This is a genomic window from Halorubellus litoreus (assembly GCF_037081675.1).
In the GTDB taxonomy this organism is placed as follows: Archaea; Halobacteriota; Halobacteria; order Halobacteriales; family Natrialbaceae; genus Halorubellus; species Halorubellus litoreus.
In genome coordinates, this window is sequence record NZ_JAZAQL010000001.1 from 249,222 (window position 1) to 273,090 (window position 23,869).

The window sequence follows — 23,869 nt, forward strand, 5'->3', positions numbered from 1 at the left end:
TTAGCGCGACCAGACGGTGAGGAGGTCGGTGGTGGTGGCGGCGAGCGTCGTCGTGCCGTCGACGGTGGCGGTGGCGAGGTTCCCCCGGATGGTCGCGGGTGGGTCGAGCACTCCGGAGCGTCGGACGCCGTCGTCGGTCCGGGAGAGGACGGCGAGCGACAGGCGGTCGTCGGTCGGGACGACGAGTTCCGGGGTGCCGTCGCCGTCGACGTCGAACGCGCGAGCGCCGTCGAGGTTCCGCGACCCGAGCGCGTGCGACGAGTAGCCGTCTGCGGTCGCGACGAGCCGGAACGTCTCGCCGTCTCGACGGTAGAACTCGACGGTCCCGCCGATGTGTGGCGTCTTCACGACCGCGACCTCGGGGACGCCGTCGGGATGGAAGGGAGCGACCGCGAGCTGGTGCCGCCAGCGGTACCCCGAACCGACCGCGGGGCCGCGAGCGACCACGCGCCCGTCGTGGTCGTACGCGACGATGCGCGCGCCGGCGTCAGCGTCGCTCTCGGTGACGAGGATCGATTCGGTGCCGTCGCCGGTGACGTCCGCGAGGATGGGGCTGGTGCCTTCGACGACGCCGCGACCGACCGGGAACGTCGAGACGCTGCCGTCTTGGAGCGAGATGGTCGCGATATCGCTCGCTTCGACGCCGTCGCCGAGCGCGCCGTGGTCGTACTGGCGCGTGGCGCCCGCGAGGACGACCGCGTGCTCGTCCCCGACCACCACGCGAGCGTCCGGGAGCGGGTCGACCTCGTGAGTCCGGTCGCCGACCTGAAGGGAGCCGTCGGCCCGGACCGCGACCGTTCCCGCAGGCGTCGGGGTCGGGTGCGTGAGCGTCGACGTCCCCCGCGGTGGGGCGAGGACGCGATTCGCGTGCGCGTCGAACGCCGGCGGGGTGCCCGCGGGGAGTGACGGTGGCGAGACGGCCGCGACCGTGGCGTCCCCGTCGACGACGCGGACCGCTTCGAGCGTCCCGTCCTCGAGTGCGACCACCCACTTCGTGCCGTCGCCGGAGGGGTCGGGAGCGCCGACGAGCCACGCTGGCGTCCCGGAGAGACCCACGGAGACGGGTTCCGTCGCGGTCACGTCCCCGGCGCCGTCGGCGACGCGGTTCCCCGACGGCTGGCCGTACGTGTAGGCGACGTCACCGGTCGAGACGTCCGCCGGGAGGGTCGACGAGCGCGGCGTCGTGGTCGCGTCCTCGGTCGGGAACGCGCCCTGACAGCCCGCGAGCGCGCCGAGGGCCGTGGCGCTCGCGGCGGCAGCGAGGAGACGCCGTCTGTGCATACCGCAGTGTGGGGAGGCCGCAACAAGACGTTTATCCACCGGTCTCGAAACGGGAGGTATGCGCGAGGCCGAGGCGACCACGCGGCAGCGCATGACCGACCGACTCCGCGACGACCCCGCCACGCCGAGTGCGCTGGCGACGGAGTTCGAAGTGACAGCCGGCGCCGCGCTCCGGCACGTCGAGCACATCTCGCAGACGGTCGCGGGAAGCGACGACGACGAGGAGTTACTCGTCGCCCCACCGGAGTGCGTCGAGTGCGGGTTCAGCGACTTCGACGACCTCCTGAACCGACCGTCTCGCTGCCCGGAATGCAAGCACGAGGGCATCGAGGAGCCCGCGTTCGTCATCGACGCCAGTCCCTGAGCGGGTAGCACCGTCAGCCGACCGTACTCGAGTGGCGACCGGGAACGACCGTAAGCCCGATACCCGCGCGCCCCTCTACCTCCGGGCGATGACAGAGGGGACGCGGGTGGCGAGCGTCGAGGAGGTACCCGTCGCGTCGACGCACCTGTTCCGGGTGCGAGACGGCGACGGCGAGGTGGACGAGGCGATGCTCACGAAGGTGAGCGACGGCGTCGTCGCGTACCTGAACCGCTGCATGCACTTCCGGCACATCCGCATCGACAAGGGCGACGGTGCGCCGATGCGCGACGGCGAACTCGTCTGCCAGAACCACGCGGCGATGTTCGAGGCGGACTCCGGCGTCTGCACGTACGGGCCGTGCCAGGGCGCGGTGCTCGACGAGGTCGGTATCGCGGAGCGCGACGGCGACGTCTACCTCGTCGACGACACCTACGAGTACGTCGGCGACGGCCCGCTCGACGACGACGCGGGCCCGAGTGCGTCCGAGTCGAACCCCGAGTGGGGGTAGGACGTCAGTTCGGGAGCGACCGCAGGCAGGCGTTCACGGTCCGGGACCGCCGCGAGCGCTCGCGACGTACAGCGTCTCGCGGACGCCAGGGAGCGCTTCGGCGGCCGCGGGGACGACCGCGGGGTCCGCGCCGAGGGTCGTGAACGCCGCGTCCACGCCGACGTCGCGAGCGACGTCGACGAGCGGCCGCTGGAGTTCCGGCGGACAGTTCAGCGCGTACACGACGTCCGCGTCAGCGTACACCCCGGGGTCGGGGTCGGTGACGTCGTCGCGAACGAACGCGACGCCCTCCGGGAACGACCCGTCCGCGACCCGGCGCGGTTCGGTGACGTCCGTCGCCGTCACCGCCACGCCGCGCTCGGCGAGCGCGGCCGCCACGTCCGGTCGCTCGCCCACGCCGACCTCCACCACCACGTCGTACGATTCCAGGCGGTCCGCGAGCGCCGCGACGACCGCGTCTCGTGTTCCCACGCCGGGATGTTTATACGTGGAGGTATCTAACGGTAGCGCATGCTCGTCGACATCGTCCCTGTCGGGGAGGTGCCGGCGCACGTCAAGCGCGCCGCCTCCGAGGGACTCAGGTCGGTCTACGGCTGCGACGTGAGCGTCCACGAACCCCAGCCGTCACCGAAGGAAGCCTACGACACGCAGCGCAAACAGTACGCCGCCGAGGAGTTCATCCAGCTCGCCGAACGCGAAGGCTCGGGCGACAAGAACATCGCGATCACCGCCGAGGACCTCTTCTATCGCCGGCGGAACTACGTGTTCGGGCTCGCGTACCTCGACGGGAGCGGGAGCGTCGTCTCCACGTACCGCCTGCAGACGTCGAGCGACGGCGGACTCGCGGAGACCGACGACGGCGACGTCTTCCAGAACCGAATCCGGAAGGAGATCGTGCACGAGATCGGGCACACGATGGGGCTCGAGCACTGCGACAACAAACGCTGCGTGATGAACTTCTCGCCGACCGTTCGCGAGGTCGACGTGAAGGAGGAGACGCTCTGCGGGACGTGCCAGCGTCAAGTCCTCTGAGATGGCGTTGCCCGCTGGCTGGCACCGAGAGTACGAGGGACGCCACGGTGCGGAGTACTTCTACGACCGACGGAACCTCACGGTGAGCGTGCTCCCGCGGTACGAGCGCGCGTCCGGTCGAGCGAGCCAGAAGAAGCCCGTGGGGTACGTGGTGCGCGTGCATCGCATCCTCGACCCGGAGCCGTCGGTCCCGATGACGCTCGGGGAAGGCGAGACGTTCGCCGCCGCCAAGGACCTGGCGCAGAAGTACATGCGGCGAGTGGATACGCGGAGTCTGCGCGCGGCGAACGAGGACGCGTTCGCGGCGTTCACGGACGTTGCGAGCTACGACGACGACGTGCTCGTCGACCTCTGTCGGTCGCTCGCCCGGTCACCGGTCGACGCGGTCGTGCACGTCGACGACGGCCGGGTCACCGTCACGCACGCATCGAACGCGTCACCGGCATCGGTCCGCGACCGCCTCACGGCGCGCGTTCGCCAGTTCGGCGAACTCACCGAACCCGGCGATAGCGCGTGTTACCTCGCTCGCGCGACGACCGACCTCGTGTGGGTCTCTCGCGGTGGCGCTGACGGCACGCTCGTCGAGTTCGCGGACGCGCACGACGACGTCGGCGCGTTCCTCGACGAGGTCGGGTCGTTCGTTCGCCGACGCGACGTCGACGACGACGCTCACGAGACGTAACGGAAGCGAGACGTAACGGAAGCGAGACGTAACGGAAGCGAGACGTGACGCGAGCGAGAAACGCCGGGCGAGAAACGCGAGGCGACAGGCTAGTTCGCGTAGTAGTACTCGCCGTCCTTCCGCTGCTGTTTGTCGAGTTGACTCCCGGGCTTGTTGACGCGCGGACGCTTCGTGCGTTCGTCGCGCCGGAACGTCACGCCGAGGTTCGAGAGGAACTCGTTCATCCCCGACCGCATCTCCTGGGGTGGCGTCGCGTGCCCGTGCTTGGCGGGTTCGCCCTCGAAGACCTGCAGGCGGTCCGCGAGCAGGTCGATCATGTAGATGTCGTGGTCGATGACCATCACGGTCGCGTCCTGGCGTTCGGCGTACCGGCGGATGGCTCGCGTCGCCTGCACGCGCTGTTCGACGTCCAGATGCGCCGACGGTTCGTCGAGCAGGTAGAGGTCGGCGTCCTCCGAGAGACACGCGGCGATGGCGACGCGCTGGCGCTCGCCACCGGAGAGGTCCTCGAGGTTCTGCTCCATGATGCGGTTCAACTGCAAGGGTTGGGCGATCTCGGTGTCCCAGTAGCTCGACCCGAACTGGTCGGTGATGGACTGGAGGAACACGTCGACGCGCATCGGTTGCGCGATGTCGATGTACTGGGGCTTGTAGGAGATGTCGAGGTCCACGTCGACGTCGCCGCTCGTCGGTTCGAGGTTCCCCGCGAGCATCTTGGCGAACGTCGACTTCCCGATGCCGTTCGGGCCGACGATACCCAGCACCTCGTTCTCGCGGATGGCGCCGCCGTCGACGGAGAGACTGAACTCGCCTTCGCCGTAGCTCATCTCCATGTCGGGGTACTCCGCGAGCACCTGGCCCTTCTCGACGGGCCGCGGTGCGTGCTCCTCGAACTTGATGGCGTTCGGGCGAACGCGCATGTTCTCGTTCTCGAGGTAGCCCTTGAGGTACTCGTTGATGCCGTTCCGGACGCTCTTCGGGTCCGTGACGACACCGTACGCGCCGGGTTCACCGTACGCGATGTTGAGGTTGTCTGCGAGGAGGTCGAGGATGGCGAGGTCGTGCTCGACGACGAGCATCGACTTCTCGCCCTCGTCCGCGAGCTCGCGGATGATGCGCGCCGCGGTGACGCGCTGCCCGATGTCGAGGTACGGCGTGATCTCGTCGAGGAAGTAGAAGTCAGCGTCGCGAGCGAGACACGCGATGATGGCGACGCGCTGGAGTTCGCCACCGGAGAGGCTGTCGATGGACTGGTCCATCACGGGCCCGATCTCCATCCGTTCGACGAGTTCGTCGAGGACGCCGCGTTCGTCGGTCGCCTCGAGGAGTTCGCGCGTGACGCCGTCGAACTGCGAGGGAATCTCGTCGACGTACTGCGGTTTCCGCGACACCGACAGGTCCCCTTCGTCGAGCCGCTCGAGGTACGTCTGCTTCTCGGTGCCGCGGTACTCGTCGAGCACCGCCTCGAAGTCCGGCGGGTCCGCGTACTCGCCGAGGTTCGGCATGAGTTCGCCCGCGAGGATGCGGACCGCGGTCGTCTTCCCGATGCCGTTCGGGCCGAGGATACCAGTCACCTGTCCCTGCTGGGGCGTCGGCAGCCCGTACAGCGAGAACGCGTTCTCGCCGTACCGATGCGCGGGATGCTCCTCGAGTTCGCTCGGGAGGTTGATGATCTCGATCGCGTCGAACGGACACTTCTCGACGCAGATACCGCAGGTCTCCCCGAGACAGATCTCCTCGCTGATGCGGACCTGGTCGGGTTTCCCGTCCTCGGCGTCCTCGCCGCGGACGGTGATGCACTCCTTGCCCGTGCGGTTCGGCGGACAGAAGTTCTTGCACTCGTAGTTACAGCGGTCGGGCTGGCAGCGTTCCAGGTCCACGACCGCGATGCTATCGTCGGCCATCTTAGGAGAACAGGCCGGGGAGTGCGTGCTTCGCTCCGGACGCGAGCGCCTCGTTGGCGGCCGCCGCGGCGTGCGCGTCGGAGGTGAGGATGACCGTCCACGTCACGAACCACATCGAGAACGTGATGAGGAGGATGAACAGGAAGTCCTTCGCGCCGAAGTCGTCCTTGTAGATACCCATGGCTTGCTGGAGGAGGGGTTGGACGACGACGGCGGCGAGGACGATGAGCTGCGCCGTCTGGTCCTTCGAAGCGGCGGCGGCAGTCATGTCCTGCGTGAGGAACCACGACCCGAACGCGGCCGCGACGCCGAGGCCAGCGGCGATGCCGGTTCGGGTTACGGCAAGGACGTGTGCTTGTCGTTGGCTCTGCGTCTCTGTCGCCATACGGTCCCGTCCGGGACGTCGCCCCAAAAGCCGTTCGCTCTCGGTGCGAGCGCGCTCCCGACGCGGTCGACGGTCAGATTCCAGGGGTGACCCACACGCGGTTCGGGTCAATCTTTAAGAGCGAGGGGCGTTTCGATTCGTAATGATGAGTGATTCAGGGGAGGACCTCGACGAGCTACCGCCGAGCGCGAAACTCGTCTACAAGGTACTCGAGTACGACGGCCCGCTCACCCAGAAACAGATAGTCGAGGAGTCGATGCTGTCGGCGCGAACGGTCCGGTATGCGTTGGAGCGCCTGCAGGACATCGACCTCGTCAGTCAGGACGTCTACTTCGCGGACGCTCGACAGAGCCTCTACGAGTTGACGGGCGAACCCATCGCGGCGGACGGTGGGGAGACCGAGGGCGACGTCGAGACCTGCTGCGCCGAATAAGAGCGGTTCGTCTGGCCTTTTCCGGACTCAGTCCGTGTGCACCGTTATCGGCGCCTTCCGGTCGATGGCGCGCTCTAGCTCCTCCGCGATGGCGCTTCCGCGCGACACCTGGACCTCGCCGCCGCGACCGACCGTCGCCGTGAACAGGTACTCGTCCTCCGCGCGGACCTCGACGGTCTCGCCGACGTGCCCGTCGACGGGCACGACGATGTGCCGGCTCGTTATCTCCGGTTCGGTGAGTTGTCCAGTCGACCCCCCACCGCCACGGCCGCTACTACCGCTGTCACCACTACCACTTGATCCCGTCTCGTAGTGCGGGTTCTCGTCGTGCGTGCGAACGTCGATGTCGATACCGAGGCGGTTCTCGACGTCCTGGATGCGGCCGCCGCCCTTCCCGATGACGCTTGAGATGTCGTCGTCGTCGACGTACACGACCGCCGTGTTCTGGCCCTTCAACTGGACGCTGACGTGGCCGCGAGCGATCGAGCGGATCTCGCGCTCGATCTCCTGTTTCGCGATGCGGTTCACGCCCGTCTCGCTCCCGCCGTCCTCCGCGTCGTCGAGCGGAACCGTGACGACCTGGCGGTTGAACGTGTAGATCTCGTACTTCGGTTCGCCGCTCTCGAAGTCGTTGATCGTGATGACGGGCCGCGCCAGGTCCTCCTCGGTGAGGCCGTGAGGCACCTTCACTTCGGTGTTCACGTCGTACACCGTGTCGACCTCGCCGGCTTCGATGTAGACGACGGTGTCGACCACCTGGGGTATCATCCCGAGTTCCACGCGGCCGACGAGGCGCTGGAGCGCGTCGATGGCGCGCGTCGCGTGGACGACGCCGAGCATCCCGACGCCAGCGAGCCGCATGTCCGCGAACACCTCGAAGTCGTCGGTCTTCCGGACTTCGTCGTAGATCGTGTAGTCCGGACGCACCATCAGGAGCGAGTCCGCGGTGTTCGCCATCGACCCGTCGAGTTCGGTGTACTGCGTGATGTCCGCGTCCACCTGGAGGTCCCGTGGTTTCTCCATGGTCTTCACGGAGAAGTCGTGGTCGTTCAGGTAGTTCGCGACCGCTTGCGCGAACGTCGACTTCCCCGCGCCCGGACTCCCGGAGATGAGGACGCCGCGCTGGCGTTCCAGAAGGCGCTCTTTGAGTTCCTCGGCGAAGTCGTAGTCGTCGATGTCGGTGAGCGCGATCGGGCGGACCGCGGTTATCTCGATGCCGTCACTGAACGGTGGGCGGGCAACCGCGATGCGGTAGTCGCGGAACTGGACGATGTCCATCCCGGTCTTCGAGAGTTCGAGGAACCCGTCGGATTCCTCCTTGGCGGCGTTGAGTATCTCGGTCGCGTACTCGTCCATCGTCGCCTCGTCGAGCGGGTCGTCGGCGATCTGGACGTAATGCATGTCGCCGATCTCGCCGCGTTTGGCCTTCGGGACCGCGCCCGCCTTGAGGTGGACGCTCATCGTGTCCTCGGTGAAGTACGTCTCGACGTTGAGCGTCCCGAGTTCCTCGACCTCGGGGGAGACGACGTCGACGTCGATGCCTTTCGCCTTCGCGACCTCGCCCTGGACGACGTCGCTCGTCAGGAAGACGGCGTCGCGGTCCTCGGCGAGTTCGCGGATGAGCGCGTCGATCTCGCCTTCGCTCGCCGCGTCGATCGCGACGTCGTCGGGGCGCTCGCCGATGTAGGATAGTTCGATGACGCCGTCGTCGGCGCGTTCGGCGAGTCGCTGCAGTTCCTCCAGGCCCGCCCAGCCGGTGTCGTGGCCTGCGTTGGCCTGCGCTTCGAGTTCGGCGACGACGGCCTCGGGCACCATGATGGTCGCACCCTGGTACGTGCCGTCGTCGATCTTCGCGGACACGCGGCCGTCGACGACCACGCTCGTGTCCGGGACTACGTTCATGCTCGACCCTACGGGCCTCGCTGTTTAAAAGGGTGGTCCGTTGGTCGGTGCCACGGAGTCTCGGGGTCGCGGGCGGCTGTCCGCGTGGATTCCAGCGACGTGGGAACGAGCGGGGGACTGTCGTTCGTCGACGACGTGACCTCGCGCATGGACCCGTCGATGGAGTTCGGCCTGGGTGGGTTGAATCGGTTCGTCGAGGCGGACTCGCTCACAGACCAGATAGGGTTGGACGACGAGGAGATCGCGTGGCGGAAGACGTTCATCGGGTTCGACGACGAGGACGAACGTCGGCTCGAGGACCTGGAACCGCTGCTGCGCGAGAACCAGGACGCTATCGCGGACGCGTTCTACGACAACCTCACGGCGCACGAGCAGACGACGCGCATCATCGAGCGGTCGCCGAAGGGCGTCGAGGACCTGAAGCGCACGCAGAAGGCGTACCTGGTGTCGCTCGCGACCGGCGACTACGACGACGAGTACTTCACGAACCGGGCGCGCATCGGGAAGCTCCACGAGATCCTGGACATGCCCCTGAAGCAGTACGTCGGCCAGTACGGCCTGTACTACGACCTCATCCTGTCGCGAGTGGACGAGCGCGTGCAGGGCCAGGTCGTCGACGCCATCGAGGAGTGGGTCGAGGAGCGCGAGGCGGCCGAGGGCGGCCTGGAGCGCGTCGTGGGCGCGCTCCGCGGGCTCGGCGGCGACGACGACCACGAGGGGCTCGACGAGTCCCTGGAGGCGACGGTCCGTGACGCGATCCACGACGGGATGCAGGACGTGCTCGCGGTGCTTCGCATCCTGAACCTCGACCTCCAGGTGGCGAGCGACACGTACGTCGACTCGTACAGTCGCCGCCTGGAGCGCGCCATCGACCGCCAGCAGGCGCTCGCCGCGGAGGTCGAGGAGGCGGTGCAGCCGCCCGTCGAGCAACTTGAGGCGTCGTCGGCGTCGGTCGCTGACAGCGCGACGACCATCCAGGAGCACACGGAGACGCAGGCTGACGGGGTGGCGGACGCGGCGGCGGACCTGGAGGAGGTGAGTGCGGCCGCGGAGGAGGTCGCGTCGGTCGCGGCGGACGTCCGGGAGACGAGCGAGCGCGCGTCCGGCGTCGCCGAGGACGGCGTGGACGCGGCGGCGAGCGCGATGACGGCGCTCGAGGCGGTCGCGGACGCGACGGACCGGCTCCACGACGCCGCGGAGACCGTCGAGTCGCGCGCGGCGGACATCGAGGAGGTCGTCGACCGCGTCGACGGCGTCGTGGACCGGACGGCGGTGCTCGCGACGAACGCGAAGGTGGAGGCCGAGCGCGAGCGCGGGAGCGGGCCGGTCGCGACCATCGCGTCCGAACTGGAGTCGTTCGTCTCGCAGACGCGCGGCGACCTGGCGGACGTCGACGAGGCGGCGACGGCGGTCCGCGAGGAGGCGGCGGCGACCCGTCGCGTGGTCGAGACGGCGAGCGACCAGGTCGACGAGAGCCACGACCAGGTCGCGGCGGCGCTGGATTCGCTCGAGGACGTGGAGGGCGCAGTCGCGGAGTCGGCGTCGGGCATGCAGGAGGTCGCGGCGGCGGCGGACCAGCAGGCGCGGTCGGTGACGGCGGTGTCGGAGACGGTCGAGGACCTCGCGGACGCTGCGGACGCGGTCGCCGCGGAGGCGGCGTCGGTGGCGGCGGCGAGCGAGCAGCAGGCCGAGAGCGCGCGCCACGTCGCGTCGGCTGTCGAGAAGCTGTCGACGGATGCGGTCGGCGAGGAGGAGCGCGTCTACGAGCGCGTCTGACTGGCTGCGTGAAACTGGGTTCGGTGGTGCGTGAAACTGGGTTCGGTGGTGCGTGAAACTGGGTTCGGTGGTGCGTGAAACTGGGTTCGGTGGTTCGTCTGTGGCGGTCAGCGGGCGTCGTCGACGGCGACGTCGACGTCCGCGCCGTCGTCGAGGTCGAGGTCGACGGCGTATCGGTCGAGCGCGAACAGGAGGACGGCGCCGATGGCGGCGACGACCGCGAACTGGACGAGGACGTCGTTCGTCCACGCGAGACCGTCGCGCGTCGACACCTCGTTGACGGGGGCGCGGAGCGCGCCGGCGACGAGCGCGACGAGGAAGGCCATCGTCGTCTGGCGGTCGGCTTCGAGCGCGCGGTCGACGAGGCGAGCGACGGTGAAGAGGCCGACGGCGGCGCCGACGAGGAACACGCCGACGACCGTCCCGAGGTCGACGACGCGCGCGAGCCCGCCGCCGGTGACGAGCGCGAGGAGGGCGTCGGTGAACGTCGACAGCGTCTCCGTGAGGTACGTGTACTGACCGAGGACGACGAGGATGAGTGCGCCCGAGATGCCGGGGAGGATCATCGCGCTGATGGCGACGGTCCCCGCTACGAAGGTGAGGAGGAGGCCCTGTCCGGCGAGCAGTTCGACGTTCCCGGAGAGCGCGAACGCGACGACGAACCCGGCTGCGGCGGCGGTGGCGTGCCGGGTGGTGTCGAGACTGATCTGGCGAGAGAGGACGATCGCGCTCGCGAGGATGAGCCCGAAGAAGAACCCGAAGAGTGCGACGGGGTAGTTGATCTCGGCGAAGTGGACGGCTCGGGAGACGAGGACGAGCGCGCCGGCGATGCCGACGCCGAGCGTCCCGAGGAACAGCGCGTCGGTCTCCTCGACGACCGCCCAGACGCCGCTCGCGTCGAGGGAGACGGTGGCGCGGAGCGCGCGAACGCCGGCGTCGGGCGTCACGTTCGTGATGCCGTCGATGAGTCGGTCGTAGATGCCGGCCAGCAGCGCGATGGTGCCGCCGGAGACGCCGGGAACGGCGTCGGCGGTTCCCATGCAGAGGCCGATGAGGAGCACGCGGATGGAGAGTCCGTCAGCGTCGTCGGTCATTCGAACGGTGGTTACGAGAGCGCGGAGAAACCTCTTGTGGAGTCACCGCACAGTCAACGGCATGGACGACGCGAACGGCGCTGGCAGTACGGCGGACGGCGAGTCGCTCCCCGAGGTCGTCGAGTTGACCAGGGAATTAGTCTCGGTGCCGGTCGCGGACGCGGAGTCGGTCGCGGGCGACCGCGTCGAGGCCTGGCTACGTGAGCACGCACCCGGAACGGTGCTGCGAGACGAGCACGGGAACGTGTTCGCGTGCCGGACGCCCGGTGACGCACCGCATCTCGACGACCTGGTCGACGCGGGCGACGTGACGGCTGGTGACCGGGAGACGCTCGCGTTCGTCGGCCACCACGACGTCGTCGACCCCGCGGACGCGCAGGTCGACGACGACGGGACGATGACGTGCGAGGTCGTGGACGGCGACCGTCGAGTTCGCGGTCGCGGGACGGCGGACATGAAGGGCGCGGTCGCGGCGGCGATGCTCGCGTTCCGCGACGCCGACCTCACGGGCGAGGACGCACCCGACCGCGACCTGGTGTTCGCGTCGTTCGTCGGCGAGGAGGTCGGCGGCGAGGGCTGTCGTGCGGCCATCGCGGACGGGTTCGCGCCGACGTGGTCGGTCGTCGGCGAGGGGTCGACGGGGTACTCCGCGCCGGGCGTGACGGACGTCGCGGTCGCGCACAAGGGCCGGCGGGCAGTGACCGTCGAGGCGACGGGTGCGGCGGCGCACGCGAGCGAGCCGGACGCGGGCGAGAACGCCATCTATCGGGCGACGGACGCGGTCGACGTCCTCCGGGACCTCGCGTGGCCGACCGTCGACGTCGCCGGTGAGACGCTCTCGGGGAGCGTCGTCGTCACGGAGATAGCGGGCGGGAGCGCGTGGAACGTCGTCCCCGATAGTTGCGAGGTGACGGTCGACGAACGCACGGTGCCGGGCGAGCGCGCCGACGTCGGGCGCGTCGAGGCCGTCGACGGCGTCTCCGTGCGCGTCGACCAGGACCTCCCGCCGATGCGGTGTGGCGACGACGCGTTCGCGGACGCCGTGCTCGCGGCCGCCGACGCCGTCCAGGACGACTCCCCCGAGCACGTCTCGAAGCCGCACGCGACCGACGCCGGCTGGCTCGACGACCGCGCCGGCACGGAGTGCGTGGTCTGTGGCGTCGCCGAACCCGGCGAAGCGCACACCGACGGCGAGAGCGCGAGCGTCGCTGTCCTCGAGCGCTGCCGGCGCATCTACGAGCGCGTCGCCGGAACGCGGTTCGCCTAGCGCGACGGTCGCGTCGCCGCGTCCTCGCCGGCCTGTCCCGCGTCCCCGTCCGCGCGGCCGTCCGGGTCGTCGACGATGGCAGGGACGACGTGGAGCGCGGCGGCGACGGCGAGCATCGCGAGACTCATCGCGAGCAGGAACGGCTGTCTCCCGTGGACGCCCAACCAGAGCAGTGCCGCGAGGAAGTAGCCGTGCGTCAGGAACACCGCGAACGACGGGAGCGCCGCTGGCTGGCGGAGCGACGCACCCGAGCGCACGACCGCGACCGCCGCCGCGACCATGCACGCGCCGAGAACGACCGCCTTCCGCACCGTCGATTCGACCGTCACGACGTCCCACGCGAGCATCGCCGCGTAGATGAGCGCGGACGCGGCGACGAGCGTCACCGCTGCCGCGACGGTGCGCGTCCGGACCGCGTCCACGCCCTCGGTCCAATCGGCGTCGCCGGCGCGAGCGAGCGCGACGTCGTACACCGCGACGAACAGGAACCCGACCGCGAACCACCCGAAGAAGTTCCCGAGCGGCACGCCGAAGTACTCGCCGGCGGGCGTCCACGTCCAGAAGCCGACGGGCTGGAAGCGGATGGCGACAGCGTCCAGCGCCAGGTCGACGTGGAGCACGAACAGCGCGACGAACGCCGCACGAGCCGGCGGCGATATCTCCCAGCGTCTCGCGGTCTCGTAGCCCGCGTACAGGACGACGCTCCACCCGAGCCCGATGGCGACTGGGATGCCGAGGACGTCGACGAACCGCGCGGCGGGGTACGTGTAGTCCTCGAACCCGACGACGACGAGTTTCTCCAGGACGAGCCCGTAGACGACCGACGTGGCGAAGAACGGGAGGTCGTTGGTCCGGTACGCGTGCACGCCACAGAGGCTGGCGGTGACGAGCGCGAGCACCTCGAAGCTCGCGTACGGCGAGAGCATACCGGCAACCACGACGGAGTGGTTCATAAGTCACCGGGTCGGCGGCCCCAGTGGCGTCGCCACCGCCGCGACTGGGATGGTCGCTCCGGAAACCATGGTTTCTTGACCTGACGACGGCAACTATTGCCCGATGGCTACAGACGCTTCTGCGGCGACGGAGACGCCGGCGGCGTACGACGAGTTCCGCTCGACGGTCGAACGATACAAGAACCTCGGGTACGCGCAAGGCGTGCTGTCCTGGGACCAGGAGGTCATGATGCCGGAGGCAGGGACGCCCGCTCGCTCCCGGCAGACCGCGGCGCTGTCGGCGGTGAGCCACGAGATACTGACGAGCGACGAGCTCGGCGAGCAGCTCGACGCTCTCGAGGACGTCGACCTGACCGCCGAACAGCAGGCGGTCGTCCGCGAGGTATCGCGGGAACGAGAGCGCGCGACGAGCGTCCCGACCGAGCTCGTCGAGGAGATATCCCAGAAGACGAGCGAAGCGCATCCGACGTGGAAGGAGGCCAAGGAAGCGGACGACTTCTCCACGTTCGCGCCCGCGCTCGAAGAGCTCGTCGAGCTGAAGCGCGAGTACGCCGAGCACATCGCGCCCGACCAGGACCCCTACGAGACGCTGTTCGAGGAGTACGAGCCCTACCTGGGCCTCGACACCGCAGAGCGCGTCCTGGAGCGCCTCAAGGAGGAGCTCCCGCCGCTCATCGAGCAGGTCCGAGAAAGCGACGCCGACCTCGCACTCGATTCGTTCGACGGGACCTTCGACGCCGACGACCAGATGGAGTGGGTGCGCGCGGTGCTCGACGAACTCGGGTACGACTGGGAGCGCGGTCGACTCGACGAGGCACCGCATCCGTTCTCGTCGGGCACGCAGTACGACGCGCGCGTCACCACGCGCTTCGACGAGGAGGACCCGCTCGGCGCGACGTACTCGACCGTCCACGAGTTCGGGCACGCGACGTACACGCTCGGCCTCCCCGACGAGCACTACGGGACGCCGCTCGGCGAGGCGCGTGACCTGACCGTCCACGAGTCCCAGAGTCGCCTCTGGGAGAACCACGTCGGGCGCTCGAAGGCGTTCTGGCAGTACTTCCTCCCCGAACTCAAGGCGCACTTCGACGGCCTGGAGGACGTCACGGTCGAGGACGCCTACGAGGCGGCGAACCAGGTGTACGAGGACAACCTCATCCGCGTCGAGGCGGACGAGCTCACGTACCACATGCACATCGTGGTGCGGTTCGAGATCGAGCGCGACCTCATCAGCGGCGACCTCGACGTCGCGGACGTCCCGGAGGCGTGGAACGACAAGTACGAGCAGTACCTCGGCATCCGCCCCGACACCGACGCCGAAGGGTGCCTGCAGGACATCCACTGGAGTCACGGCAGCTTCGGGTACTTTTCCACGTACTCCCTGGGGAGCGTCCTCGCCAGCCAGCTGTACGCCGCCGCCGAGGACGACGTCGACGACCTGGACGCGAAGCTCCGCGAGGGCGAGTTCGACCCGCTCATGGACTGGCTGAACGAGCACGTCCACGGGCACGGGAAGCGCTACGAGACCGACGACCTCGTCCGCGAGGCGACCGGCGAACCGTACACCGCGGACTACTTCCTCGACTACGTCACCGAGAAGTACGGCGCCCTCTACGACCTCGACTGACGACGCCGCCCGCGCCAGCGGCCTTGTAGGCGCTCACGATTCGTCGCTTCGAAGAAAAAACCGCGAGCGGCGCGCCGGGAACCGCAATCGGGAGTCGACTGCCGTTATTCGAGGTCGAAGCGGTCGTTCGTCATGACCTTGTGCCAGGCGTCGACGAAGTCCTGGACGAGCTTCTCCTCGCCGTCGTCGGCCGCGTAGACCTCTGCGACCGTGCGGAGCCGCGAGTTCGACCCGAAGACGAGGTCGAAGCGCGTCGCCTCGTACTCGAGGTCGCCGGTCTCGCGGTCGTAGCCCTCGAAGACCTCCTTCGCGTCCGAGGTCGGCTCCCACTCGAGGTCCATCCCGAGCAGGGTCTCGAAGAAGTCGTTCGTGAGCGCGCCCGGGTCGTCCGTGAACACGCCGCGGTCGGTGTCGTCGTAGGTCGCGCCGAGCGCGCGCAGGCCGCCGACGAGCACCGTCATCTCGGGCGCGGTGAGGTTCAGGAGCTCCGCCTTGTCCACGAGGACTTCCTCGTGGCGTCGGTCGAGGTCCTCGCCGAGGTAGTTCCGGAACCCGTCGGCCTTCGGTTCCAGCGCCTCGAAGGACTCGACGTCGGTCTGCTCCTGGGAGGCGTCGGTGCGACCCGGTTCGAACGGCACCTCGACGTCGTAGCCGGCGTCAGCGGCCGCCTGCTCGATGGCCGCGTTCCCGCCGAGCACGACGAGGTCGGCGAGCGACACGCGCACGCCGTCCGACCGCGATTCGTTGAACGCCGTCTGGATGCCTTCGAGGGTCTCGAGGGCGCGGTCGAGCGCCGCGGGCTCGTTGACGTCCCAGCTCCGCTGGGGTTCAAGTCGAACGCGAGCGCCGTTCGCGCCACCGCGCTTGTCGCTGTCGCGGTACGTGGACGCCGCCGCCCACGCCGTCTTCACGAGCTCGGTCCGCGTGAGGTCCGACTCGAGGAGGTCCGTCTTCAGTTCCGCGACCGCCTCGTCGTCGACGAGCTCGTAGTCGCGGTCCGGGAGCGGGTCCTGCCAGAGCATCTCCTCGTCCGGAACTTCCGGCCCGAGGAATCGCTCCGGCGGCCCCATGTCGCGGTGCGTGAGTTTGTACCACGCCTTCGCGAACGCCATCCCGAACGCCATCGGGTTGTCCTGGAACTCCTCGAGGATCTCGCGGTAGTCGGGGTCGCGCTTCAGCGCGATGTCCGTCGTCAGCATCATCGGCGACTCCGATTCGTCGCCGTGCGCGGGCTCCGCGGAGTCGCGGAGCTCCTCGTCCACCGGGAGCCACTGCCAGGCGCCGCCCGGGCCCTTCTGGGCCGCCCACTCGTGGTCGAGGAGGTTGTCGATGTACCCGAGGTCCCAGTCGATCGGCGACTGCGTCCACGGCCCCTCGATACCGCTCGTGATGGTGTCCTTGCCCTTCCCGGATTCGTAGTCGCTCTCCCAGCCGAGACCCTGCTGCTCGATGGGTGCGGCCTCGGGCTCCGGCCCGACGTGCTCGTCGGGGTCGGCCGCGCCGTGGACCTTCCCGAACGTGTGCCCGCCAGCGATGAGCGCCGCCGTCTCCTCGTCGTTCATCGCCATCCGACTGAACGACTCGCGGATGTTCTTCGCGGACAGTTCCGGGTCCGGGTTCCCGTCGGGGCCCTCGGGGTTCACGTAGATGAGGCCCATCACGGTCGCACCCAGGTCGCCCGTGATCTGGCCGGGTTCGGGGACGCGCTCGGACGCCTCCATCTCCGTCTCCGGCCCCCAGTCGACGGACTCGTCCGGCGCGAACGCGTCCTCGCGACCGCCAGCGAACCCGAACGTCTTCGCGCCCATCGACTCGATGGCGACGTTCCCCGCGAGGATCATGAGGTCCGCCCACGACAGACTCCGGCCGTACTTCTTCTTCACGGGCCAGAGCAGGCGTCGGGCCTTGTCGAGGTTCGCGTTGTCCGGCCACGAGTTCAGCGGCGGCAGTCGCTGCATGCCCTCGGCCGCGCCACCGCGACCGTCGCTCGTCCGGTATGTCCCGGCGCTATGCCACGCCATCCGGATGAACAGCGGCCCGTAATGACCGTAGTCCGCCGGCCACCAGTCCTGCGAGGTCGTCATGACGTCCTCGATGTCGTCCTTGACGGCGTCGAGGTCGAGCGACTGGAAGGCCTCGGCGTAGTCGAAGTCCTCGCCCATCGGGTCGACGTCGCGCGCGTTCTGGTCGAGGATGTCGACTTCCAACTGCTCGGGCCACCAATCGCGGTTTCTGAATCTCATCGTCTCGACGTTACCGCTTTACCGTATTAACAGTGTTCAACGCGGGCAGGAATCTTCGCGGCAACCGAATCGAGCGCGCGGATTCGGGAACTTTTGTTCCGGAAGCAGGTGTGCGTGGTCGAACCGACGACGTGGATGCGGCGGCGGTCCCGTCGCAACCGCGGGCGGATAAATCCGAGTTCGCGCGTTCGCGAGTTCACGTAGGCTTATCCGAGCGGAGTGCGCAGGGGCGTGACATGACGGAGAACGTCCTCATCTACGGGTCTTACGGGTATACTGGTGCGTTGATCGCGAAGCAGGCGGCGGCGTCGGCGGACCTCGACCCCGTGGTGGCGGGGCGGAACGGGGAGAAGGTCCGCGAGCAGGCCGCGGCGTTGGCGTTGGAGAGCGAGACCTTCAGCGTCGACGACGACGTGGCGAGCGTCGTCGAGGACTTCGACGTGGTATTGAACTGCGCAGGGCCGTTCTCGGCGACGGCGGACCCGATGGTGGACGCGTGCATCGAGACGGAGACGCACTATCTGGACATCACGGGCGAGTGGCAGGTGTTCGACGCGCTCGCGAAGCGAAGCGACGAAGCCGAGGATGCGGGCATCATGCTTCTCCCCGGGACGGGGTTCGACGTGGTGCCGTCGGACTGTCTCGCCGCACACCTCGACGACCGTCTGCCGGACGCGGAGTCGCTCACGCTCGCACTCGGCGGGATGGGGGGGCTCTCGCGCGGGACGGCGATGACGATGGTGGAGAACTTCGGCGACGACGGCGTCGTCCGCGAGAACGGCGAGTTGAAGCGCGTCCCGCAGGCGTTCGACGACCGCGAGTTCGAGTTCTCGCACGGCACCCGGAGCGGGATGACCATCCCGTGGGGGGACGTGGTGACGGCGTACCACTCGACGGGCATCGGGAACGTCCGCGTGTACTCGGAGACGCACCCGGACACCATCGAGCGCATCCGCCAGTTCCGGAAGCTCGCGCCCGTCATCCAGTCCGGGCCCGCGCAGTCGCTCCTGAAGTGGCTCGTCGACCGCCGCATCGACGGCCCGGACGACGAGGCGCTCCGAGAGGGCAGCGGCGAGATCTACGGGGAAGCCGAAAACGCAGACGGCGACACCGTCGTGTCGCGCCTCGAGACCCCGAACGGGTACGCGCTCACTCGCGACACCGCACTGCTGTGCACGCGGAAGGTCCTCGACGGCGACGCCCCCGTCGGCTACCAGACGCCCTCGTCCGCGTACGGGAAGGACCTCGTCCTCGAAGTGGACGGCGTCGAACGAATCGACGTGAACTGACTCGTCCAGCATACGGCGGCCCCCAGGCCGCCGTTTCCGGTATCAGTGGTTCGTCATACGATTTCATCATTCAGCATCGCTCGTGGAACGCAGGTCCAGTATAACGCTTACATGTCTCGCATTTGGATAATCAAAGGAAACAGATGACAGACTCAGCGAACGATTCAGACCCCAAAGCCATCAACGTCGGCCTCCTCTACGTGACTGGCTTCTTCCTCATCTGTACACTTTCCTTGTTCATCTATCACGTCACCACCACGTCCGTGTCAGCGCTCTCCAGTATCTCCCTTCTCTCTAGCTCGAACTGTTCACCCAGCACCGTCTACGCTGGACTCTCCTGTTGGTCGCGCTCAGCGCTCGTGATCGCTGCCGTGACGATCGGACTCCCACTCTTCGCTCTCTGGCATCGCCTCTTCTACGGCCCCATCTATACACTCCTCCAGACCTACGGCATCTTCCCCTGACAGACTCGAATTAACTGGGTCAGTTTCAGGCAGGATTCCGGATACCGAAATCGTGCGACTATCCACTGTTCCTGACTCAGCGAGCAGACGGCGGCCCCCAGGCCGCCGTTTCCGTTCCTGACTCAGCGAGTATACGGCGACCGCCGGGTCGGCGTTTCTTCGCGGTGTCGGGAGCCTGCGTGAACCAGTTGGCGTGTGGTGTATTGTCGTGGGTTCGGTGTGGTGAAGTGGGTGGGTGGTGTGGGGTGTGGGTATGGCGTTGCATCTCTTGCAGTACTCTGACGTTGAGAACGCGTTCGACGACCCGGTGCGGGTGGGGCGGTTGGCTGGTGGGTTGGTGTCGCGTCGGGCGGCGTTGTCGGACGACGGCGAGCCGGTGCTGGTGGTCGGGACGGGAGATTCGTTCGGGCCGGGGTTGTTGGCGTTGTCGACGAAGGGGGAGCACGCGCTGTCGTTCTTCGAGGCGGTGGCGCCGGTGGCGGAGACGCTCGGGAATCACGACTTCGACCACGGGCCGGCGCGCGCTCGCGAGCTGGTGGCGGCGGCGCCCCAGGAGTACGTGGTCGCGAACGCGTTCGACGGGGAGGGGTCGGACGCGCAGCGGTTCGCGGCCGCGGAGACGGTGCCGTGGACGACCGTGGAGGCGGGCGAGTGGACGGTCGGTGTCGTCGGTGTTGCGAGTCCGATGACGGGGACGATGGCGCCCGCAGCGTCTGGACTCGACTTCCGCGAGCCGCTGGCGGCGGCTCGTGCGGGGTTGGCGGCGGTCCGCGAGCGTGGCGTGGACGCGACGGTGGTGCTCGCGCACGTCGGCGAGCCGCTCGGCGCGGAGCTGGCGGCGGAACTGGACGTCGACGCCGTGCTCGACGGGCACACGCACGAGCCGTGCGTGGACGTCGTGGACGGAACCGCGTACGCGCGACCCGGGAACGCCGCTGGGCACTTCGTGCACGCGACCGTCCCGATAGGCGAGGCGGCTGCTGGGCAAGGAAGCGACGTGCCGGAGCCGGAGTTGGTCGCGACCGCGGACCAGCCGGTGCACGAGTCGCTCCGGGAGACGGTCGCGGACGCGTACGCCGACGCGGGCCTGGACGAGGTGGTCGCGACCGTCGACGACCCCATCGATTGCTCGAAACCGGCGACCGACCGGGCGGAGAGCCGCGTCGGGAACCTCGTCACGGACGCGTACCGGTGGGCGGCGGACGCGGACGTCGCCGTGATGACGCCCGGCGGCATCCGGACGCGGGACGCGCTCGCGGGCGAGGTCACGGTCGGCGACCTCGTCGGGCTCGTGCCGTTCGAGGGCGACCTCGTGACGTGCGAGGTCGACGGCGCGACGCTACGGGCGGTGCTCGAGCGGACGACGCTCCACGACGCGTTCGAGGAGCATCGGAAGTTCGGGCACGTCTCTGGTGCGCGCGTCGTCTGGGACGACGTCGAGCGCGAGTTCCGCGCGATACGCGTCGACGGCGAGCCCCTGGAGGACGCGGCGTCGTATCGCGTCGCGGCGACCGAGTACTTCGTCGTCACCGACCACCTCTACCCGGAGCTCGCCCGCGAGCAGGTCGTCGCCGAGCACGGCGTCCAGTACGACGCCATCGTCGCGTACGCTCGCGAGGTCGGCGTCGACCCGTCGCTCGACGGACGGGTCGAACGGCCGACGATGGGCGACGCGGCGCACGTCCCCGTGGAGTAGCGAGCGGCTTAGGGTCGTCCCGGCCCGAACGTGCGGTATGTGGGAACGAACGGCGTGGCGGCGGTGGCGCCGATGGCGGGGATTGCCGCGGTGGCGGCCCGCGCTCGCGGTCGCGCTCGTCGTCGCGGGCGCGTGGCTGGCGGTGGCGTTCGTTCCGCACGCGGTCGGTGGGTTCGGCGACGACCCGGTGGTGACGGACCCGGGGCCGCCGCCGTCCGTGGAGGCATTCCAGGAGGAGCCACGCAAGCGGTACCGGAACCGGGTCGCGAACCGCGTGGTGGCGTTCGCGCCGGTGGTGATTCCCGCCGTCGGGGCGTTCGCGGCGTTCGCGGCTGTCGGTCGGCGAGAGCGGTCGTCGTGGGTGGTGGCTCCCAGTGTGGCGGTCGGTGCGTTCGTCGGTTGCGTCGTCGGGTACGGTGCGTTCGTCGCCGTCGTCGCGCAGGCGTACGCCGCGATTCCGGGCGGGTATCTCGTGGCGTCGTATCCGCCGACGGTATCGGTCGCTGGCGTCCTCGCGAACGCGCTCGGCGTCGGGGTGGCGACGGCTGTCGGGGCGTTCATCGCGGGGGTCGCCGCGACGTCCGACCGCTGGTAGTGCGACGCGAGCGACGGCACGGAGAAAGCTTTTGCCGGGGGCACCGTAGCACTCGGACATGAGCGGACGCGACGACGAGGACCTGTTCGACGTCGACGACCTCCGAGCCGCCAGCGGCCGTGCCGCGCGCGGCCTCCGCGCCCAGCCCGTGGTCGTCGGTGTGGCGCTCGCGGTCGTGGCGGTCGCCGTGGCGCTCGCGCTCGTCCCGCACGCGCTCGGAACGGTCGGTGCGGACGCCGTCGACACCGGCAGTGGGCCGACGCCGGACCCCGAGTCGGCGGACGGAGCCCAACAGCGATACCAGAACTACCTGACGAACCTCACGTTCCTGTTCGCGCCGACGCTCCTGCCGGTGGTCGCCGTGGGCGTCGCGTTCGCGGGCGCGGTCCGCGCTCGCGGCACCCGACTGACCCGGGTCGGGTCGGTCGTCGTCGGGTCGGCGGTCGGTATCCTGGTGGGGTACGTCGCGTTCGTCGGCGTCGGGCACCTCGCGTACAGCGAGGCGGCGGAGGGCTACATCGTCGAGCAGTTCCCCGTGACGCTCCGGTTCGGTGCCATCGCGACGAACGCCCTCGCGCTCGCCGCGGTCACCGCGGTGGGGAGCGCGCTCGCGGGCGTCGCCGGGACGCTCGTCGAACCGGACCCCAGCGGCGGGGTCGCCGGGGACGACGGAATCGACGTCGCCGAGGACGCCGACGTCGCATCCGGTGGCGAGGACGACGGCGACGACGACGACGCGACCGGGGCCAGTCGCGACGACGACGGGAGCCGGGGGCGCGAGCGTCCCGAGCGCGTCCACGCCGACGACGCGACCGCGGACGGGAGCGGGCCGGCGAGCGACTACCGCGACACCGGATCGCAGCGCACCAGCGGGTCGCACACGCCGACGTACGACCCCGACGGACGGAACTGGGACGGGACCGGCGACGACGGCGACTGACCGACGGAGACCGGCGTGCGACGACGGCTATCGAGGGACGCGGAACGCTTTTACCGGTAGCTGTCGCGTTCACTGACATGTCCACAGGGCCGGACGACGAGACGCTGGTCGGCCGCCACGACCTCGTCGGCGACCCACCCGCGGTCGCCACCGCGACGGTTGCCGCCGGCGTCGCAGTCTTCCTCGTACCATTCACGTACGCCGTCGCGTACGCGCCGCCGGTCGAGAGCCCCGGAATCCTCGGTTCGACCGTGCCGAACAGCGACCCCTGGGCGCGCACCCGCTTCTTCATGCACGCGTTCGCCCACGACGGCGTCGAACTGGCAGCACTCTTCCTGCCGGCGTTCGCGCTGGTCGCCGCCGCCCGCGTCCGCGGCAGCGACGGTCGCCGCGAGGCCTTCGCGCTCGCGCTCGCCGCAGGCGGCGCCGTCGCGGTCGGGTACGCGCTCGTCAGCACGGCCGGCATCTCGGCGCTCCCGTCCCTGGACTCCGACGTCATCGCGCTCGGCGGACTTCAGAGCAACCTGCCCGCCGTGGCGACGAACGCGCTCGTGCTCGCGGTCGTCGCCGCCGCCGGCACCGGTCTCGCCCTGGTCGCCGTCGACGCGACGACCGGAGGTGCGTCCCGATGACGGACGACCCGCCGGGCCGATGGCTGGGTCGCGCCATCGAGACGGTCGACGACGTCGTCGCGTGGCGGCTCTCGGCCCGCCTGGTCGCGGCCCTCCTCGTCACGGCGCTCGTCGTCGCCGCACTCCCGCACACGCTCGGCGCGGTCGGCACCGACGCCGTCGGCACGGGCGACGAACCAGCCCAACAGGACGTCGAGGACCCGCGACAGCGCCATCAGAACGTGGTCGCGTCCGACGCCATCCACGTCGGTCCCTGGATGCTGTTGTTCGTCGCACTCGCCGCGAGCTTCGTCGCCGCGACCCGGTCGCGCGAGCCACGTCGGCGACTGGTCGCGTCCGCGTCGCTCGGCGTCGCCGTCGGCACCGTCGTCGGCTACGTCGCGCTCGTCGCCCTCGCGCACCTCGCGTACGCGCCGACGGCGAACGGCTACATCGTCCGGTCCGGCCCGGTCGTCTTCCGGACGTGGGCGACCGCGGGGAACGCGCTCGGCATCGCCGTCCCGGCGACGGTCGGAAGCGCGCTCGTCGCGGCCTCGGGGACCCTCGCCGGACCGACCACGGACGAGCGCGCGGGGACCGACGACCGCTCCGACGAGCACGACCCCGGAGCGGACGCGAGTGCGGCGGACGAGACCGAGGAGACCGACGGCGCGGACCCCTCGACGGACGCCGACCGCCCGGACACGGTCGCGATCGACGGAACCGGCCCGACCGGCGCGCCGGCGTACGACCCGAGCGAGCGCGACTGGGAGGGAACCGAGGACGAGCGCTGAGGGGTCGCGGAGCGGCCGCCGGAAGCCGA

At 69.4% G+C, this 23,869-nt stretch carries 23 protein-coding genes; 15 read left to right on the forward strand and 8 right to left on the reverse strand.

All coding sequences use genetic code 11. The annotated features are described in order from the left end of the window. Positions 1-1,281, reverse strand: coding sequence for a hypothetical protein (locus tag VYJ16_RS01300; RefSeq protein ID WP_336348518.1), 1,281 nt, complete (start codon positions 1,279-1,281; stop codon positions 1-3). A gap of 58 nt (positions 1,282-1,339) precedes the next feature. Here VYJ16_RS01300 and VYJ16_RS01305 point away from each other — a divergent pair, with 58 nt between their 5' ends. Further along, on the forward strand, positions 1,340-1,645 hold the full coding sequence (locus VYJ16_RS01305) for a transcriptional regulator (protein WP_336348519.1): 306 nt from the start codon (positions 1,340-1,342) through the stop codon (positions 1,643-1,645). Positions 1,646-1,733: 88 nt separating this feature from the next. After that, entirely contained in the window at positions 1,734-2,153 is a 420-nt protein-coding gene (locus tag VYJ16_RS01310; RefSeq protein ID WP_336348520.1) for a Rieske (2Fe-2S) protein, read from the forward strand. A gap of 33 nt (positions 2,154-2,186) precedes the next feature. Here VYJ16_RS01310 and VYJ16_RS01315 read toward each other — a convergent pair whose 3' ends face one another. Beyond that, entirely contained in the window at positions 2,187-2,624 is a 438-nt protein-coding gene (locus tag VYJ16_RS01315) for a UPF0146 family protein (RefSeq protein ID WP_336348521.1), read from the reverse strand. 39 nt (positions 2,625-2,663) lie between these two features. Here VYJ16_RS01315 and VYJ16_RS01320 point away from each other — a divergent pair, with 39 nt between their 5' ends. Both VYJ16_RS01320 and VYJ16_RS01325 read left to right on the forward strand, forming a co-directional pair. Next, positions 2,664-3,185: an archaemetzincin family Zn-dependent metalloprotease gene (locus VYJ16_RS01320; protein WP_336348522.1), complete on the forward strand. Its 522-nt coding sequence runs from the start codon at positions 2,664-2,666 to the stop codon at positions 3,183-3,185. A gap of 1 nt (position 3,186) precedes the next feature. After that, positions 3,187-3,867 (forward strand): hypothetical protein, encoded by a 681-nt coding sequence (locus VYJ16_RS01325; RefSeq protein ID WP_336348523.1) that lies wholly within the window; start codon positions 3,187-3,189, stop codon positions 3,865-3,867. An 89-nt stretch (positions 3,868-3,956) separates the two neighbouring features. On the opposite strand, the gene VYJ16_RS01330 is transcribed toward VYJ16_RS01325, so the two are convergent. Beyond that, positions 3,957-5,771, reverse strand: coding sequence for a ribosome biogenesis/translation initiation ATPase RLI (locus VYJ16_RS01330; protein ID WP_336348524.1), 1,815 nt, complete (start codon positions 5,769-5,771; stop codon positions 3,957-3,959). 1 nt (position 5,772) lies between these two features. After that, a complete protein-coding gene (locus VYJ16_RS01335) occupies positions 5,773-6,156 on the reverse strand; it encodes an EMC6-like membrane protein (RefSeq protein WP_336348525.1) in 384 nt (127 codons plus the stop codon). 142 nt (positions 6,157-6,298) lie between these two features. On the opposite strand from VYJ16_RS01335, the gene VYJ16_RS01340 reads away from it, so the two are divergent. After that, on the forward strand, positions 6,299-6,589 hold the full coding sequence (locus tag VYJ16_RS01340; RefSeq protein WP_379761778.1) for a winged helix-turn-helix transcriptional regulator: 291 nt from the start codon (positions 6,299-6,301) through the stop codon (positions 6,587-6,589). 27 nt (positions 6,590-6,616) lie between these two features. Here VYJ16_RS01340 and VYJ16_RS01345 read toward each other — a convergent pair whose 3' ends face one another. After that, complete coding sequence (locus VYJ16_RS01345; protein ID WP_336348527.1) at positions 6,617-8,491, reverse strand: PINc/VapC family ATPase; 1,875 nt, start codon at positions 8,489-8,491, stop codon at positions 6,617-6,619. Between the two features lie 147 nt (positions 8,492-8,638). Between VYJ16_RS01345 and VYJ16_RS01350 the strand changes: the two genes are divergently transcribed. Continuing rightward, entirely contained in the window at positions 8,639-10,267 is a 1,629-nt protein-coding gene (locus VYJ16_RS01350; protein ID WP_379761974.1) for a protoglobin domain-containing protein, read from the forward strand. Between the two features lie 107 nt (positions 10,268-10,374). On the opposite strand, the gene VYJ16_RS01355 is transcribed toward VYJ16_RS01350, so the two are convergent. Beyond that, on the reverse strand, positions 10,375-11,361 hold the full coding sequence (locus VYJ16_RS01355) for a DUF368 domain-containing protein (protein WP_336348529.1): 987 nt from the start codon (positions 11,359-11,361) through the stop codon (positions 10,375-10,377). 61 nt (positions 11,362-11,422) lie between these two features. On the opposite strand from VYJ16_RS01355, the gene VYJ16_RS01360 reads away from it, so the two are divergent. After that, the gene (locus tag VYJ16_RS01360; RefSeq protein ID WP_336348530.1) at positions 11,423-12,628 is read left to right on the forward strand and encodes a M20 family metallopeptidase; all 1,206 of its coding nucleotides are present in this window, start codon (positions 11,423-11,425) and stop codon (positions 12,626-12,628) included. Here the strand turns inward: VYJ16_RS01360 and VYJ16_RS01365 are convergent. Beyond that, positions 12,625-13,554, reverse strand: a complete 930-nt coding sequence (locus tag VYJ16_RS01365) for a carotenoid biosynthesis protein (protein ID WP_336348531.1) — start codon at positions 13,552-13,554, stop codon at positions 12,625-12,627. The genes VYJ16_RS01360 and VYJ16_RS01365 overlap by 4 nt on opposite strands. A 130-nt stretch (positions 13,555-13,684) precedes the next feature. Here VYJ16_RS01365 and VYJ16_RS01370 point away from each other — a divergent pair, with 130 nt between their 5' ends. Further along, on the forward strand, positions 13,685-15,208 hold the full coding sequence (locus tag VYJ16_RS01370) for a carboxypeptidase M32 (RefSeq protein ID WP_336348532.1): 1,524 nt from the start codon (positions 13,685-13,687) through the stop codon (positions 15,206-15,208). A 104-nt stretch (positions 15,209-15,312) separates the two neighbouring features. On the opposite strand, the gene katG is transcribed toward VYJ16_RS01370, so the two are convergent. After that, positions 15,313-17,451: a catalase/peroxidase HPI gene (gene katG / locus VYJ16_RS01375; RefSeq protein WP_336348533.1), complete on the reverse strand. Its 2,139-nt coding sequence runs from the start codon at positions 17,449-17,451 to the stop codon at positions 15,313-15,315. A 236-nt stretch (positions 17,452-17,687) separates the two neighbouring features. Between katG and VYJ16_RS01380 the strand changes: the two genes are divergently transcribed. The 7 genes from VYJ16_RS01380 (at position 17,688) to VYJ16_RS01410 (ending at position 23,840) form a co-directional block, all read left to right on the forward strand. Then, positions 17,688-18,740, forward strand: coding sequence for a saccharopine dehydrogenase family protein (locus VYJ16_RS01380; RefSeq protein WP_336348534.1), 1,053 nt, complete (start codon positions 17,688-17,690; stop codon positions 18,738-18,740). A 143-nt stretch (positions 18,741-18,883) separates the two neighbouring features. Then, a complete protein-coding gene (locus VYJ16_RS01385) occupies positions 18,884-19,204 on the forward strand; it encodes a hypothetical protein (RefSeq protein ID WP_336348535.1) in 321 nt (106 codons plus the stop codon). Between the two features lie 253 nt (positions 19,205-19,457). After that, positions 19,458-20,900: a bifunctional metallophosphatase/5'-nucleotidase gene (locus tag VYJ16_RS01390; RefSeq protein ID WP_336348536.1), complete on the forward strand. Its 1,443-nt coding sequence runs from the start codon at positions 19,458-19,460 to the stop codon at positions 20,898-20,900. 37 nt (positions 20,901-20,937) lie between these two features. Next, the gene (locus VYJ16_RS01395; RefSeq protein ID WP_336348537.1) at positions 20,938-21,495 is read left to right on the forward strand and encodes a hypothetical protein; all 558 of its coding nucleotides are present in this window, start codon (positions 20,938-20,940) and stop codon (positions 21,493-21,495) included. Positions 21,496-21,553: 58 nt separating this feature from the next. Next, the gene (locus VYJ16_RS01400) at positions 21,554-22,435 is read left to right on the forward strand and encodes a hypothetical protein (RefSeq protein WP_336348538.1); all 882 of its coding nucleotides are present in this window, start codon (positions 21,554-21,556) and stop codon (positions 22,433-22,435) included. Between the two features lie 77 nt (positions 22,436-22,512). Continuing rightward, positions 22,513-23,067, forward strand: a complete 555-nt coding sequence (locus VYJ16_RS01405) for a hypothetical protein (RefSeq protein WP_336348539.1) — start codon at positions 22,513-22,515, stop codon at positions 23,065-23,067. Next, entirely contained in the window at positions 23,064-23,840 is a 777-nt protein-coding gene (locus tag VYJ16_RS01410) for an MFS transporter (RefSeq protein WP_336348540.1), read from the forward strand. The genes VYJ16_RS01405 and VYJ16_RS01410 overlap by 4 nt, the downstream gene beginning before the upstream one ends. The last annotated feature ends 29 nt before the right edge of the window (positions 23,841-23,869 follow it).

What these genes read in the sequence shown, in the direction of transcription:
- VYJ16_RS01300 (WP_336348518.1), bottom strand. Translation starts at nt 1,281, where the DNA reads ATGCACAGACGGCGTCTCCTCGCTGCCGCCGCGAGCGCCACGGCCCTC.
- VYJ16_RS01305 (WP_336348519.1), top strand. Translation starts at nt 1,340, where the DNA reads ATGCGCGAGGCCGAGGCGACCACGCGGCAGCGCATGACCGACCGACTC.
- VYJ16_RS01310 (WP_336348520.1), top strand. Translation starts at nt 1,734, where the DNA reads ATGACAGAGGGGACGCGGGTGGCGAGCGTCGAGGAGGTACCCGTCGCG.
- VYJ16_RS01320 (WP_336348522.1), top strand. Translation starts at nt 2,664, where the DNA reads ATGCTCGTCGACATCGTCCCTGTCGGGGAGGTGCCGGCGCACGTCAAG.
- VYJ16_RS01325 (WP_336348523.1), top strand. Translation starts at nt 3,187, where the DNA reads ATGGCGTTGCCCGCTGGCTGGCACCGAGAGTACGAGGGACGCCACGGT.
- VYJ16_RS01330 (WP_336348524.1), bottom strand. Translation starts at nt 5,771, where the DNA reads ATGGCCGACGATAGCATCGCGGTCGTGGACCTGGAACGCTGCCAGCCC.
- VYJ16_RS01335 (WP_336348525.1), bottom strand. Translation starts at nt 6,156, where the DNA reads ATGGCGACAGAGACGCAGAGCCAACGACAAGCACACGTCCTTGCCGTA.
- VYJ16_RS01340 (WP_379761778.1), top strand. Translation starts at nt 6,299, where the DNA reads ATGATGAGTGATTCAGGGGAGGACCTCGACGAGCTACCGCCGAGCGCG.
- VYJ16_RS01345 (WP_336348527.1), bottom strand. Translation starts at nt 8,491, where the DNA reads ATGAACGTAGTCCCGGACACGAGCGTGGTCGTCGACGGCCGCGTGTCC.
- VYJ16_RS01350 (WP_379761974.1), top strand. Translation starts at nt 8,639, where the DNA reads ATGGACCCGTCGATGGAGTTCGGCCTGGGTGGGTTGAATCGGTTCGTC.
- VYJ16_RS01355 (WP_336348529.1), bottom strand. Translation starts at nt 11,361, where the DNA reads ATGACCGACGACGCTGACGGACTCTCCATCCGCGTGCTCCTCATCGGC.
- VYJ16_RS01360 (WP_336348530.1), top strand. Translation starts at nt 11,423, where the DNA reads ATGGACGACGCGAACGGCGCTGGCAGTACGGCGGACGGCGAGTCGCTC.
- VYJ16_RS01365 (WP_336348531.1), bottom strand. Translation starts at nt 13,554, where the DNA reads ATGCTCTCGCCGTACGCGAGCTTCGAGGTGCTCGCGCTCGTCACCGCC.
- VYJ16_RS01370 (WP_336348532.1), top strand. Translation starts at nt 13,685, where the DNA reads ATGGCTACAGACGCTTCTGCGGCGACGGAGACGCCGGCGGCGTACGAC.
- katG (WP_336348533.1), bottom strand. Translation starts at nt 17,451, where the DNA reads ATGAGATTCAGAAACCGCGATTGGTGGCCCGAGCAGTTGGAAGTCGAC.
- VYJ16_RS01380 (WP_336348534.1), top strand. Translation starts at nt 17,688, where the DNA reads ATGACGGAGAACGTCCTCATCTACGGGTCTTACGGGTATACTGGTGCG.
- VYJ16_RS01385 (WP_336348535.1), top strand. Translation starts at nt 18,884, where the DNA reads ATGACAGACTCAGCGAACGATTCAGACCCCAAAGCCATCAACGTCGGC.
- VYJ16_RS01390 (WP_336348536.1), top strand. Translation starts at nt 19,458, where the DNA reads ATGGCGTTGCATCTCTTGCAGTACTCTGACGTTGAGAACGCGTTCGAC.
- VYJ16_RS01395 (WP_336348537.1), top strand. Translation starts at nt 20,938, where the DNA reads ATGTGGGAACGAACGGCGTGGCGGCGGTGGCGCCGATGGCGGGGATTG.
- VYJ16_RS01400 (WP_336348538.1), top strand. Translation starts at nt 21,554, where the DNA reads ATGAGCGGACGCGACGACGAGGACCTGTTCGACGTCGACGACCTCCGA.
- VYJ16_RS01405 (WP_336348539.1), top strand. Translation starts at nt 22,513, where the DNA reads ATGTCCACAGGGCCGGACGACGAGACGCTGGTCGGCCGCCACGACCTC.
- VYJ16_RS01410 (WP_336348540.1), top strand. Translation starts at nt 23,064, where the DNA reads ATGACGGACGACCCGCCGGGCCGATGGCTGGGTCGCGCCATCGAGACG.